Genomic DNA, 13,794 nt, shown 5'->3' with positions numbered 1-13,794 from the left:
TGGCCGAACTATACGTCCGGTTTTGATCTGTGTCGCGTCCGCAGGAGATGACGATAGTCCGTATACCCTAGTGACACAATTCAACTTTATACTCGACAAATAATTAAGCGTGTATTATAAGAAGATAAACAAAAACTTGAAAGGGGACGTTTTAATGTGTAAATCACATGACAATGATTTTTGGGATCAATATGATGCCGATCATCCACAAGAAACTTATACTGACGAAGATTTTTTTGACCAAAATCCTCAAAATGAAAGTCCTAATCCTGATGATCCTATGTCATTAAATGGAAGTTTGTATAAGCGTAGCGATGAGGATAATCTTTGGCATAGAGTTCATAAAAATGACGATGAATTGGTTCGCATTAATCGTTCAAAGGCCGCATAACAAGCGGTAAAAGCACAATGCTCCTTACAGGCTTTTGATGGCCTGCAGGGGACATTGTGTTATGTTGGTAGATTTTCAGCCTATGCAGTTGCGGTAGGCGTAGAAACTGCTATGGTGGCCCCAATTTAGCCCGAAACTCCACAAAATCGGAAGTGCTTCCGCTTCCGGTTTCAACCTGAAAATAGCCAACTGGAAATCAATCTGATGGGCCCAAGACATCAGTTAGTAATAAGCTTTAAATGTGGGACGTCCCTTTGAAGAACTAAATTTGATTTAATGAACCCTTCCGGAAATGAGCATATTGATTCAAGCTCGTTTAATGGAATAGCAATAGTGCTAATAAAATCTTGGAGATTAATTATATGATTTTCCAACATTGTTTTTATAGAATTATATATTAATGTCGGACCTTCAAATCTGATTTCTCCGTCATAAGGCTCATGTTTTCTATATCCCCGCGATGATAATTGCCTAAATAGGTAGGATTTTTGTTGTTCATCTATTATGCCAAGAATATTTGCACGCATAATCATCGCAGAAAGAGAAACCTTCCATTTTCTTTTTAGCGCGATAAATGAGTCCAGACTACTGGTTATATATTCATTTCCAAAGGATTCCGCCGGCATCAAGAACGCCCCGGCAAAAATATTTGCCTGTTTTTCAAGTGACTTTAAGAGGATGGCATTAATAGCCTCTTTTTCTGTCAAATCTTGATGCAAGATTAAGTGCCCTAATTCATGGCAAATACTAAAAGAATAACTTACTGCCGTATCGCGGTTTCCTTCGTAAAAAATACGAGGGACTTTTTCATACCAAAGAGAAAAAGCCTCAACCTCTTTGGCTTTATGTGGTATTTTAGAAATAATAAATCCATTGTTCTCTAAAATGCCCACAATGTCATTGATTGGACCTTTTCCTAAAGACCAAGAGTTTCGTATATCTTCTGCTATTCTTTCAATTTTACTTATTACCATTTCATCAATTTCACAAGTATAATCGAAATTAACGTTGTCGGGCAAATTAACGTTATTCAATATAAAGTATTTGCTTAGAAAGGATATAATATCATTAGACCAATCTACCGCAATTTGATAAGACCTTTTTAGACTTTTTGTTTTTGAAACAGATCCTCTATATAGAGGGATTTCAGATGATGCTGCACTTTTGGGATGTATTTCCTTGAAAAAATACTGTATTGGAAACCCCGTAACATTTGCAATAAGTGACAAAATTTCTGGAGTCGGTTTTGTAGTACCTTTTTCGTATTGAGAAACAGCTTGTTTGGTCTTTCCAATTTTATCAGCTAGATCTGTTACGCTTAAAAATCTATATTCTCTTGCTTCTTTCATACGTTGCGGGATTAACCTAGGCTCATCCATTACCCTGCTCATGCTCTTTTTCCACCTCGGAGATTAGTTTTGGCATAATTCTTTCTTGATATGTAGTCTCATCTTCTGACACGAATTCTGAAAAAATGGGCCTACTGTCCAATATCTCCGTAAAATTATTATTTGGCATTACTAGTTTAGGAATCGTATTATTCCCGTCAAAATAAGTTGACAACACAAAATATACGTTTGTAAATGTTTTTGAAACTGGAGGCGTGAATAGGCTCAATTGATATAATTCATTGCCTGGATTACCTGTTGCCGCATTTTTCTTATATTTTGCTGGACAAGGTAAAACATCAAGTTGAGATACATGGCAAGGAGTAATCAAATAATCTTTTCCCGAAATAAACAAAACTCGGTTACCAAAGCCCACATCTTTTTTGTCTATTTGAATAAAAGCATTATCAGCTAATCTTTCATCCAAATAAAACTGGATGGCTTTATCATGAATTCTAGATCGCAGTCCATAAGAATAAGCGCTGTCAAAAAAGCGAGGTTCGCTTTGATGTATTTGACTAAATGCCTTGTCTCCAAAAACACATCCATTTCCAATCCCTCTAATCAATACATCTGGGATTCTATCAAAAAGCGAATTCAAATTTTGCACCCCCATGTTTCAATCATTGTAAAGTATTTTACAGTATTAATCTAATTTTGTCAAGTAAGCAAGCACTGTAAACCGTCGATAATTTTAGTGTTGCTAAAATGATGAGCAAAAAGCTCCCGGATCTCTGAGGGCTTTTGTTTAACAATCAGACGCGTATCCGAAATTGGCTGGAGTTGCGCCCACAACGTTGACTAATACACGTCCGCTTCAAAAAAGTGGAAGTGCTTCCGCTCCCGTTTAATCCCAACACTCAAAATTTCAGAAACTTGGCTTGGCCTTGCAATATCTCCGATGAGCCTGATGGCGCAGGTATGCTTTGGGGATATGACCACACATTAGATCAACGGCGAAATAAGACTCGGTTCTTGTTAATCGTCAATCCGTTATTGAACAAAGGAAAGCAACTTGAAATTTAGCTTACAAGCCGCTTTCTGCGGTTGCAGAGGTCGTTGGAATCACTAATAGAAATTAATGTTGAAATTTGTAAAAATACGTTTTACAATATAATTAGCGTGTGGCAAGATTTTGTGCTTGTGTCTCGCAAGCGTTGATAAAAATGGTAGGCACGTTTGCTTATCACTCTATTTCTACATGTTGTACGCTGATAGTATCGCTGTACATCATGCATCATCCCGCATAATGAGTTGCCACACGCTTTTTATATGGAGAATAAGTATGGAGAAATTTTGTGATATTCAAACGAGAAATGAATTAGCAGACTTTTTAAAAATTCCAAGAAGCAAGCTGACTCATTTGTTATATATTGAAAAACCAGAGAATGATTATAAAACATTTGAAATACCGAAAAAGAGCGGAGGCACAAGAGAAATATGTGCTCCTTCCGGTAGTCTGAAAAGTATTCAAAGCAAGTTAGCAGAAGCGTTATGGGAATATCAAAAAAGTATTTGGGCGGATAGAAAAATCCACCCAAACATATCGCATGCGTTTGAAAAAGGTAAAAGTATCATAACAAATGCAAGAATACATAGAAACAAACGATTTATTTTAAATCTTGATTTAGAGAACTTTTTCAATACGTTTCATTTTGGGCGAGTACAAGGATTCTTTGAAAAAAACTACAATTTTATGTTACCACACAAAGCAGCGGTTGCCATTGCGCAGATAGCATGTTATAAGGGGGTTCTGCCGCAGGGAGCCCCAAGTTCTCCAATAATTACAAATCTTATTTGTCAAATTCTCGATACTCGGCTTTTAAAGATTGCCAAAAAATACAAGCTAGACTATACTCGATACGCAGATGATTTAACGTTTTCAACCAATAATCGCTTTTTTATGGACAATCATGAAAAATTCCTTACCGAGGTAGCCTTGGAGATAAGAAAAGCAGGTTTTACCATTAACCATAAGAAAACAAGATTGATATTCAGAGATTCTAAGCAAGAAGTAACAGGCCTAATTGTAAACAAAAAAATAAGCGTTGATAGGAACTACTATAAGGAAACCAAGGCCATGGCACATCGGCTCTATACGCAAGGAGAATTTGAAATAAACAAGCAATCAGCCACAATGCAACAACTTGAGGGAAGATTTTCATTTATTGATCAGTTAGTTCATTATAATAACAAGCTCGATGGAGGGACACACAACCCTCATACTTTAAATGGGAGAGAAAAAGAGTATCAGGCTTTTCTTTATTATAAATATTTCTTTGCAAACGATCGACCACTTATTGTAACAGAGGGGAAAACTGATATTTGCTATCTGAAGTCTGCATTAAAGAATCTTCATGCCAAATATCCAAACTTAATTGAAAAAGATTCTAAAGGAAAATATGTATTCAAAATATCATTCTTTAAAAGATCCGAAAGGTGGAGATACTTTTTCGGTATTGGTTTGGATGGAGCAGACACAATGAAGAATCTGTATCACTTTTTCACGTCGAAAAATGATGCGCCTGATTATTTGACGCGTTTTCGAAAGCTTTGCAAATGTAGTCCACGAAAACCAGTTATACTGCTATTTGACAATGAAACAGAAAGTTCGCGACCGCTCAAGAAGTTTCTTTGCGAGAATAAGATAAATGATGAAGATAAGAAACAGCTTGAGCAGAATTTACATATAAGACTCATTCCGGAGAGCAAACTATTTCTAGCGACTACTCCTTTAGTCTCGGATAAGCTAGAATGCGAAATTGAAGACTTATTTCCTGATGAAGTGCTGAAGCACAAAGTGGACGGGAGAACTTTTACCAGGAAAGATAACTATGATAAAAAGAAATATTATGGCAAAGAGATCTTTTCGACATATATTGCTGCTAATTATGAAAAAATTGATTTTAGCAGATTTGAAGAGCTATTGAATACTTTAAGTATGATAGTAAAGTCGGAAGAAGCACCTCAGGATTAAAATTTAGGTGATATTTCCGAAAACAAAAAGCAGCGTTAATTTATGTAACGCTGCTTTTTACTACTATTTTTAGAAAGTATTATAATACTTTCTAGATTTTAGCATGCGGGATTCGAACCCGCGACTTTCCGCTTATAAGGCGGCTGCTCTACCAACTGAGCTAATACCCCATTGAGAAATATCCCTAATGGATATTTTTATTATAAACGTTTTAACAATAAATGCAATATAATTTTTTGCATTTCTCAAAATAATTGAGTTCAAGGTGATGTTTTGCTGTTACGGATATTTTGGAGCAAAGGCTCAAAAATAAAGATACCCCATGCAAGCCGTTTTCATGTTTGCATGGGGCATTTTATTATGTCTGCGCTTCCGTCTGCGGCATTTTATCTGTTGGAGTGTAACTTCACTGGTTGTCCATAAATTTGACGTTACGGGTTTTGTAGACATCTATGGGCAAACCTCAGATTTCAAATTCGCAAGCGTTTGCGAATTTGATTAATAGTTGCTGAATATTATTCTGGAGTGCTGTCTAATTCATTTTCACTCATGGATCTCATAATATCGACGGTTCCATTCGTGCGCTTTACTTCGTCGATGGATTTCTTGCGGAGCTTACTGTATTGATCGCCGGTGAGATGAAGAACTGACGCAACCATTTTTGATAAAATATCCATCTCGACGGCATACCGGAAGTTGCCGCGCGCAACTCGCGTTCCCAAACCGCCGACAAGCCCTTCCATCTTCTGGCCGAACACAGAGCAAAGATAATCCTGACTGAGCTGCGACGTGATATGGCCGAAATAAAAATCAACGGCTTTTTCTATGACGTCGTTGCGGGAAATGCTGTTCGTCAGTTCTATCAGAGTGTCGGCTTTGATTATTGCTTCTTTCTCTATGTAAAGAGAGAGTTTTAATTTTTCATTTTCGCTGACCGTCTTATCCTTGAGAAGTGTCTTGTTGGCTGACTTTTTCACGGAACATCATCCTTTTCATTAAATTAGCGTACCTGTACATATGCATGTACTGTATTTTACGATCACAACGGGGTTATTTTGAGATATTGGTTCATTTTGATTGAAGAAGTACATGCAAAGGTCAAAATTTGCATGTACGATATTATTAGGGTAAAGCCCCGCACTGCGGGGCTTTGTGGACCGGAGTACACGCCTCGTGCGTGTACTCCTTTATCCTGCAAAAAGAAAACCGGGCATTTTGAACGGATTATGATTCTGAATTAGAACGCTGCTTTATCTAAATAAAGGCGCTCCCAACGCCTTGGAATCGGTTCAGGATCATGCTGTCCTCCGCATCTGGAACATCACCCGTTTCCCTTTTCTGACACCGCGGGGGCTTCATGATCTGCTGCACGACTGCATACTTTTCCGGATTGAATTCCAGTTTCACGACGATTATTTTCATATCATTTCACCTCGTGTTTTAATCCTGGCTGGAAGCGCGTAAAGCAGAGAAAAAACAACACGGTCCCTGTCACCCGTTCTTTTTCACCTCCCTTAGGAGATACTGAAACATTTTTTCTGAATCAGGATTCATTGTGTCGCGTATTGCTTTCTCAAGAAATTCGACTTTCTCCTGTTTGGTCATGAGGGCGAAGATCATTGTAAGCTCCGGTTCATCTTCAAAAATCATCAAGTGATCATCTCCTACGCGAACATTTCTTCGGGATCAAAACAAGCTCTGCATTTTCTTCTTGCTTTTGCCGTCCTATCCCTTACTGCAAATGTTGAAACTCCTATTGTTTTTGCAATTTCATCACTGCTCATTCCATGTAACCAAAGTCTAAATGACTCCTTTTCCTTAGTTGATAAAACGGGTTCAACTTTTTGACAAACGGATTCAACTAAGACTTTATATTCGAGTGGATCCCATTCATCAGGTGCCGGGATTCGTGAGCCAAGTTCCGCATCATTCCCGTCCTCATCTCCACAAACTATTTTATTTAAGCTTATGGTACGGTTTGAATCTGCCGTTGCCTTTCTGCAAGAATTTAATATGGCACTCTCGACGAAATTAAAAGCAAACGAAAAAAACGAGGATGAGTGGTCACCGTTTGCACCGTAAATTTTTGCAGCCCTGCACAGGCCAATCGCGGCATCGCCATAGATGTCATCGTATTTCAGATGTGATTTATATGTATAAAATGTGTGAGCAACAAATTTGAACGCAGCGCCAATTACCTTTTCATTTTCAATTACGAGTTGCTGCTGTTCATTGGTAAGACTACCGTATTGCGGACTTTCAGCTAAATTTTTCATGCTGAAATGATCGTCATTCCCCATTAACCAGTCTTCCGATACTTCCAAAGCTTTTGCTATCTTCTGAATCATGGATGCAGTAGGGTCTCGTCTTCCCTTTTCCCAACTGCATAATCTGGTACTTCTCACACCGATTAATTTCGCAAGCTGTTTCTGGTTTAGTCCTTTTTTATTTCTGGCATAAACTACGCGTTCCCCGAAAGTCATCAAATCGCCCGTTTTCTCTACCATTATTTTTCTCTCCTTCCTGTTCAATCCACCATCTGCGGACCAATATGCCAGTCCTGATAAACGTTTCCTTTGATCTTTACATAGTCCGTGAGGTTCTCGGAAAGCATTCCTGCCGGGGTCCATGCGTCTTCCAGATACGTGTATACGGTGTACGTCCCATCAGGGAACCAGAGCGGTGTAAACTGTACCCGATCTTCATAGGTCGAGTATTTATTTTTAGCAAATTCCAATGCCGCCGATGTACCGGAAGCTGTGCAGTCCAGATGGCGCCAGTACGTCTTATAATCAAATTCTGGGAAGTAGGTCAGGCCGGTTTGCGGCGCGGTGACATGGGACAGGGGCGCGTTGGAACCGTTGACACCGTTGACGCTGACGGTTATTCCATACCCGGATTTCATTTCTTTCCCTTTGGCGCTCCAATCGTGTGAGCTGGGCATCAGCGACATGTTGGCCGAGAGCTTTGCGTGATAAGACGTAAAGTCATAATGCCAGGAACCCTCATCCACCCATTTGCCCTTGTCTTTCCAGTGGCCTCCGGTCGGTGAACTGGAATCGGATACCCAATGCCAATCTTCATGCCATACCCAATTGGGAACCCAGTAACCGGACCACACGCCCCAGCTGTTGGACGTCGTAACCGTGGGGGAAGGAACGGTCGGTGTGGTAAAGCTGTCGTTGCGGTCACTGGCGGTCGGATCGGGCGGCTCGTGGCCGTCAACAGAGACAATGTTGGCCTTAATGCTGTTAACGTCGAGAGAACCTTTCGAGGCCGACACGGAAATGTTGATCGTCTGCGGTGTGGACGGCGTTTTCCACTTGCACCACACCAGTTGACTTTCTCCCTCCGGAATGACAATGCTGGACATGGTAAAACTGCCGCCGCTGATATGGAATGTAACCTTAGCCGTATGATCCGGATCAATTTCATCGTCCGTGCTGAGCGTAACGGCGGTAATCACGTCCGTGTTGGCTCGGTAGGTTGCCGTGGAACTGGACGGGGGCGTTGGTTCAGAGCCGCCGTCATCCTTAAATTTGACGATGCCGAGGCCCAGCTTATTAATGATGGTGGTGTCAGACTGCGGCTTGCTAGTTGATTCACCCTTGCCGGGGAAAGCAGGATATCCCATATCCGCCGTTTGCAGGAACATGGAAAGCGGCAGATTTTGATGCGAGAGGGAAACCATCTTGCTCCGAAGTCCTCCGCTCAACATTTGGTCGTACTTTGCGGCTTCCGTGGCTGTCATGGCCATTTTGAAGCCCTCAAACGTGAAATAGGCGAGAGGTTCCAAAAGGAGCTTGTAGGTGCCGTCAGTCAGCTTGTCGTAAGCAATCCCCGTCAATGTTGCAATATATTGGACAATCAACTTGTCAGTGAAATAGCTTTTAATCGCTGCAATATTGTTGCTGCTGTTGCCTGTAATGATCGTTGGGAGGGACTGTGCTGGATTTTTATACGTGTATTTAGACTGCGAAGAGGTCAGGGAAGCCCCGTTCTTATATTGCAGTTTACATACTTTACCAAAATGTGCAACGATATCATTTTCCTTTTTGTTTGTCAAATCAATCGGTGTCGTTACCGGCTTATTGTCGCTGGTCCGGATCACCGTAACGCGGACGCCATCATCGCCATTGTGCCAAACATTCTCGGCGGTTCCGCCGCCCATTCCGCCCCCGCCGCCGCTCATGTTTCCTTCGCCGTCGCCGGCATAAGCGGTAATATTCGCGCTAAATGCAAGTATGAAAACAAAAAGAGTGATTGCAAGAAATCGTTTCATATCTGTCCTCCTGACACAAAAAAACACAGTTTGCCAAAAAGCAAACTGTGTTATAAATATTCTGTTATCTCAATCAAATCAATCCATAGTGCCGACTTTATCTCCAGTTAATTGATCCCCAGGATTTCCTACGGTTGTTCCTTGTCCGCCTGTCGGCTTCTGCCATCCAAAACCGGGAACGTAGATCTCTCCAGCCTTTCCTCCGGATCTTGAAGCGCTGCTTTTTGAGACGGTCGGCTTGCTGGAATAGGTTGGCTTTTTGCTTTTATCCGTCAACGCCGAGCTTGCGGGCGGCGTCGGTTTCAGCGGTGCGGACGTCGGCTTAGAAACAGTGGTCAGCGGTTCGCTGGCCGAGGCCCCAGAAGAAGGGACAAGTCCGTATTATCCGCCTATAAATCGCAGCCTGAACAAGTTAAGAAGGCAGTGGATAGGCTTTTGTGCGTCCCTGAATGTCGCCCCATTCAAGATGATATGGCTATATCTGATGATCTTTTAAGCCTTTCTGAAAACGACTCTTGCGATATAGTAAAAAGTAAGCCTAAAGTATAAGCAATGGTTTGATGAAAAGTACCTTTATACTCTTTGGCTTACCTCTGTCAAGATAAACCATGAAGAATAAAAAATCCCGCCCTGCGTGGTAAACGCAAAGCGGGCAGCGGATAGAAGGTATATATTATGAATGCTGCGGCATACGCCAGATATTCAACAGATCGGCAATGTAGCATAGAGGTCCAGTTTGCAATGATTCGGCAATACTGTGAGGCACAGAAGCTTGACCTGTCACCCTACCAAATGTACGAGGACGAGGCAATGACCGGGATTCGTACCCGGCGAAGGAAAGGCTTTCATGACCTTCTACATGCCGCCGAAAATCACGAATTCGATTGTGTCGTCCTGTACGATCTGACGCGTGGCAGCCGCGATGTCGTGGACTGGTTTAAATTTCGCAAGGATATGAAGATTCTCGGCATTGAGGTTCATTCCGTAATGGACCGGCTTGGCGACCTAGACAACCCGACCGACTTTCTGACCGAGCTTGTCACCGTTGGCATGGGGCAGACTCATGTTCTTACGTCGAGGTTGAAATCTATGGATAAAATAGATTTTCTGGCAAAACAGGGAAAGTTCCTCGGCGGTTATGCCCCTCTAGGATATCATATCGAAGACGGCCAATCCCTGATTGACCCGCAGGAGTCCGAGTATGTGCGGAAAATCTTTACCATGTATGCTTCTGGCCGCAGCTATGCCGAGATAATTGCCGCTCTGCCCGTAGGACTATGCGGGAAGCGGGGAAGCCCCTCGGCAAAAACTCGCTGCATGAAATCTTGAAAAATGAACGGTACACCGGGAAATACACTTGGTGCAAGCGCAAAGTCAAATACATGTCTGAATGGGCGGGCGGCGGCCCCAGCGAGCGCGCCGTCACCATCGAAAACGCAATTCCGCCACTCATTGACGCGGTAACATGGGAAAGGGTGCAAAAGCGTATGGAGGCAAACAAGCATAACATGCTCAATAAAAGCCGTAGACATCGGGACTATCTTCTAAGTGGACTGCTACGCTGCGGGTACTGCGGCGCGGCCTTTGTCGGTGTCACCACGCAAAACAAAAAAGGGTATGAATATAAATTTTACGCCTGCGGGGACAAATATCGGAAAAGAACCTGCAAGGCTAAAAACCTTGCGGCCAACGAAATCGAGCCGCTCGTCGTCGCTCTGCTACGTCGCTCCGTCCTCGACGGTTCCATGATTGAGGCAACAGCCGATGCGATACTTGCAGCCGGCAGCGGAAAGAATAGCCGTTCCGAGCTTTCCAACCTAAAAAAGGAACTCTCGACGCTCGATGCGCAAATAAACAATCTGATTGATGCCTTGGCAGGTGGCCTGAATAGTCCCGCTGTGCAATCTCGGCTCACCGACCTTGAGGGGAACAAGATAGTGCTTAAGCAAAAAATAAAAGAGCTTCAGCCGAAACCGACGCTCTCGCGCGAATACCTAATTAATGAGCTTTCCCACGACGTGACCGCTCTGCAACATAATCCGTCCTGTATCCGCGAATTGATACGAAAATACATTGTTTCAATCGACGTTTTCGACGATGCAATTAAAATCCACTCCACGGCGGACCTGTCCGGGGCGCTTCCCTCTCTTGTAGGAAAGTTCACGGAAAAGGAAAAAACCACCGGAACAAATTCCGATGGTTTAATCACAGTTGGTGCGAGTGTTCTTACGGCATTTATTCAAAAAAGTCAGTAATATCAAGGGTTTACGGACAGTTAAGAAGCAGTATTTACCCCTAAAAATTGAATAACTTCATCATATTTTAAGGGCGTTCCGTGAAAGGGAGCGTCCTTTTTCTGTTCCAGGAGGTGAAAAATCACATGACCAATGTAATTGCTGTCGCCAACCAGAAAGGCGGCGTCGGCAAGACCACGACCTGCGCCAATCTCGGAATCGGGCTGGCGCAGGAAGGAAAAAAGGTGCTTCTGGTGGACAGCGACCCGCAGGGTTCCCTCACCATCAGTTTGGGGAACCCCCAGCCCGATCAACTGCCCGTGACGCTGGCGACGGTAATGGGTAAGGTGCTGAATGAGGAAACCATCGCCTCCGGCGAGGGCCTTTTGCATCACAAAGAGGGTGTCGATCTTATGCCAGCCAACATCGAACTTTCCGGTATGGAGGTTTCGCTTGTCAACGCCATGAGCCGTGAAAAAATCCTGAAGCAGTATCTGGACGGCGTGAAACGCCAATACGACTATGTGCTTCTGGACTGTATGCCCTCGCTGGGGATGCTCACCGTCAATGCGCTGGCCGCAGCCGACAGCGTGCTTATTCCCGTTCAAGCGCAGTACCTTCCGGCCAAGGGTCTCGAACAGCTTTTGCAGACAATCAACAAGGTGCGACGGCAGATCAATCCGAAGCTCAAAATTGACGGCATTCTGCTGACGATGGTGGACAGCCGCACTAACTACGCCAAAGAAATCAGCGCCCTACTACGGGACACCTACGGCTCAAAGCTGAAAGTGTTCGATGTGGAGATTCCCCATTCCGTCCGAGCCGCCGAAATCAGCGCGGAGGGCAGGAGCATTTTTGCGCACGATCCGAAGGGTAAGGTTGCCGAAGCGTACCGAGAGCTGACGAAGGAGGTGTTAAAGATTGAAAAGCAGCGCCAAAAACATAAGTCTGAACAGTTACGATGATATTTTCTCCACGGAGGAAACCCGCGAGGACGCCAAGCGGGAAAAGGTCACGGATATGCCGCTTTCGGAGCTGCACCCGTTCCCCGACCATCCGTTTCAGGTGCGGGACGATGATTCCATGAAAGAAACCGTGGAAAGTATCAAGGAATACGGCGTATTGGTTCCCGCCATCGTCCGTTCCCGCGCGGACGGCGGCTATGAGCTTATTTCCGGCCACCGGCGCAAACATGCCTGTGAGCTGGCGGGGCTTCCCACCATGCCGGTGATTGTCCGCGATCTGGATGATGACGCCGCGACCATTATCATGGTTGACAGCAACATCCAGCGTGAAAATATCCTGCCGAGCGAACGGGCCAAGGCATACAAAATGAAGCTGGATGCCATACGGCGTCAGGCTGGACGACCGTCCAAAGAAAATTCCCGACAAGTTGTCGGGAATTTAGAAAGTGCTGCGATTGTAGGAAAAGAAGCTGGTGAAAGTGGCAGACAGGTGCAGCGGTTTATCCGGCTGAATGAGCTGACGCCGCAGCTTCAGCAAATGGTGGACGATAAAAAGATCGCCATGACACCCGCCGTGGAGCTGTCGTACCTGAAACCGGAGGAACAGACGCTTTTGCTCGACACCATCGAAAGCGAACAGGCCACCCCCTCGCTCTCACAGGCCCAACGGCTAAAAAATTTTAGTCAGGAGGGGCATCTGAACGAGGACAGTATGCTGGCGATCATGTCGGAGGAAAAGAAGCCGGAGAAAAATGACCTGACCATCAAAGCGGATAAGCTCCAAAAATATTTCCCAAAATCGTATACCCCGCAGCAGATGGAGCAGGTCATCATCCGGCTGCTGGACGGATGGCAGAAAAAGCGGCAGCGGGATCAGGAAAGGTAATAACCGTCGTTTCAGGCGTTCCGAAAGGGACGCCTTTTTTCATGTCTGAATGAAGGAGGCAACCGCATGACAACTGAAAAAATCAACCAAAGCAGGCGCGGGAAGGAGGATGAAAAGCGAAAACACAAATGGCCGTACATTCTTGCGATTCTTTTGCTGTTGCTGCTTCTCCTGCTGCTCTTGCTGCGAAGCTGCGGAAATCAGCGCCCATGTCCGAACCCGCCGCCTTCCAGTTCCGTCCCCTCGTCGTCCGTTCCGTCTCTGGACGATACCGGGAGCGCGGAGCCGGGGAGCAGCAGTACCCCGTCACGGCAGGAAATCCTGTCCCGGCTTCAAAAGCAGGAAGTCACCGTCACCGACAGGGTAAGCGCGCAGGCGTCCTTTCCCAACGGGGCCAAAGGCAGTACCGGAACATGGGAAGTGGAGAATCCGGCTTCCAACACTGTCATTATGCAGTGTGAAATCGTGTTGAACGGCGAAACCGTGGCGAAATCCGCGCCGATCTATCCGGGGCAGCACATCGACGGCCTCACGCTTTCCCGTCAGGTTTCATCCGGGAATTACAGCGTCACGGCGACCATCCGGTATTACAACAAGGACACCAAGGCTTACCTCGGGATGGCCGACTACAAAATTCATCTCTCCGTTTCGTAATCAGCCGGATGGTCCGG

Annotated in this window: 15 protein-coding genes; 7 read left to right on the top strand and 8 right to left on the bottom strand. The window is 44.5% G+C overall.

The features are described from left to right. The first annotated feature begins 154 nt into the window (after positions 1 to 154). Positions 155 to 391, top strand: a complete 237-nt coding sequence (locus tag VA597_RS05245; protein ID WP_128741805.1) for a hypothetical protein — start codon at positions 155 to 157, stop codon at positions 389 to 391. Between the two features lie 218 nt (positions 392 to 609). Here the strand turns inward: VA597_RS05245 and VA597_RS05240 are convergent, their stop codons facing one another. Further along, complete coding sequence (locus VA597_RS05240) at positions 610 to 1,782, bottom strand: helix-turn-helix domain-containing protein (RefSeq protein WP_128741804.1); 1,173 nt, start codon at positions 1,780 to 1,782, stop codon at positions 610 to 612. After that, entirely contained in the window at positions 1,763 to 2,380 is a 618-nt protein-coding gene (locus VA597_RS05235) for a hypothetical protein (RefSeq protein ID WP_128741803.1), read from the bottom strand. Before VA597_RS05235 ends, VA597_RS05240 begins: the two co-directional genes overlap by 20 nt. Positions 2,381 to 3,064: 684 nt before the next feature. Here VA597_RS05235 and VA597_RS05230 point away from each other — a divergent pair. Continuing rightward, positions 3,065 to 4,756: a retron Ec67 family RNA-directed DNA polymerase/endonuclease gene (locus VA597_RS05230; RefSeq protein WP_128741802.1), complete on the top strand. Its 1,692-nt coding sequence runs from the start codon at positions 3,065 to 3,067 to the stop codon at positions 4,754 to 4,756. Between the two features lie 515 nt (positions 4,757 to 5,271). Here VA597_RS05230 and VA597_RS05225 read toward each other — a convergent pair. From VA597_RS05225 to VA597_RS05200, 6 genes are all read right to left on the bottom strand, one after another. Beyond that, positions 5,272 to 5,733 (bottom strand): hypothetical protein, encoded by a 462-nt coding sequence (locus VA597_RS05225; protein WP_128741801.1) that lies wholly within the window; start codon positions 5,731 to 5,733, stop codon positions 5,272 to 5,274. A 277-nt stretch (positions 5,734 to 6,010) separates the two neighbouring features. Beyond that, positions 6,011 to 6,178, bottom strand: a complete 168-nt coding sequence (locus tag VA597_RS05220; protein WP_164918965.1) for a hypothetical protein — start codon at positions 6,176 to 6,178, stop codon at positions 6,011 to 6,013. Between the two features lie 69 nt (positions 6,179 to 6,247). Continuing rightward, positions 6,248 to 6,409 (bottom strand): hypothetical protein, encoded by a 162-nt coding sequence (locus VA597_RS05215; RefSeq protein ID WP_164918964.1) that lies wholly within the window; start codon positions 6,407 to 6,409, stop codon positions 6,248 to 6,250. Between the two features lie 11 nt (positions 6,410 to 6,420). Then, positions 6,421 to 7,263, bottom strand: a complete 843-nt coding sequence (locus VA597_RS05210) for a sigma-70 family RNA polymerase sigma factor (RefSeq protein WP_164918963.1) — start codon at positions 7,261 to 7,263, stop codon at positions 6,421 to 6,423. 20 nt (positions 7,264 to 7,283) lie between these two features. Beyond that, complete coding sequence (locus tag VA597_RS05205) at positions 7,284 to 9,038, bottom strand: hypothetical protein (RefSeq protein ID WP_128741799.1); 1,755 nt, start codon at positions 9,036 to 9,038, stop codon at positions 7,284 to 7,286. A 78-nt stretch (positions 9,039 to 9,116) separates the two neighbouring features. Then, positions 9,117 to 9,344: a DUF6550 family protein gene (locus tag VA597_RS05200; protein WP_326975666.1), complete on the bottom strand. Its 228-nt coding sequence runs from the start codon at positions 9,342 to 9,344 to the stop codon at positions 9,117 to 9,119. Between the two features lie 369 nt (positions 9,345 to 9,713). On the opposite strand from VA597_RS05200, the gene VA597_RS05195 reads away from it, so the two are divergent. From VA597_RS05195 to VA597_RS05175, 5 genes are all read left to right on the top strand, one after another. After that, the gene (locus tag VA597_RS05195) at positions 9,714 to 10,367 is read left to right on the top strand and encodes a recombinase family protein (protein WP_128741797.1); all 654 of its coding nucleotides are present in this window, start codon (positions 9,714 to 9,716) and stop codon (positions 10,365 to 10,367) included. Then, positions 10,316 to 11,293 carry a recombinase family protein gene (locus VA597_RS05190; RefSeq protein ID WP_326975436.1) on the top strand — a complete coding sequence of 326 codons (978 nt, stop codon included), beginning with the start codon at positions 10,316 to 10,318 and terminating at the stop codon, positions 11,291 to 11,293. The genes VA597_RS05195 and VA597_RS05190 overlap by 52 nt, the downstream gene beginning before the upstream one ends. 125 nt (positions 11,294 to 11,418) lie before the next feature. Further along, positions 11,419 to 12,237, top strand: a complete 819-nt coding sequence (locus VA597_RS05185) for a ParA family protein (protein ID WP_326975435.1) — start codon at positions 11,419 to 11,421, stop codon at positions 12,235 to 12,237. Continuing rightward, on the top strand, positions 12,194 to 13,123 hold the full coding sequence (locus VA597_RS05180; RefSeq protein WP_326975434.1) for a ParB/RepB/Spo0J family partition protein: 930 nt from the start codon (positions 12,194 to 12,196) through the stop codon (positions 13,121 to 13,123). Before VA597_RS05185 ends, VA597_RS05180 begins: the two co-directional genes overlap by 44 nt. Positions 13,124 to 13,189: 66 nt before the next feature. Beyond that, positions 13,190 to 13,777 (top strand): hypothetical protein, encoded by a 588-nt coding sequence (locus tag VA597_RS05175; protein ID WP_326975433.1) that lies wholly within the window; start codon positions 13,190 to 13,192, stop codon positions 13,775 to 13,777. The last annotated feature ends 17 nt before the right edge of the window (positions 13,778 to 13,794 follow it).

The sequence above is a fragment of the Caproicibacter sp. BJN0012 genome (assembly GCF_035986805.1).
Taxonomy (GTDB): Bacteria; Bacillota; Clostridia; order Oscillospirales; family Acutalibacteraceae; genus Caproicibacter.
The sequence above is the reverse complement of the archived record's forward strand: the minus strand, read 5'-3'. Positions and strand labels throughout refer to the sequence as shown.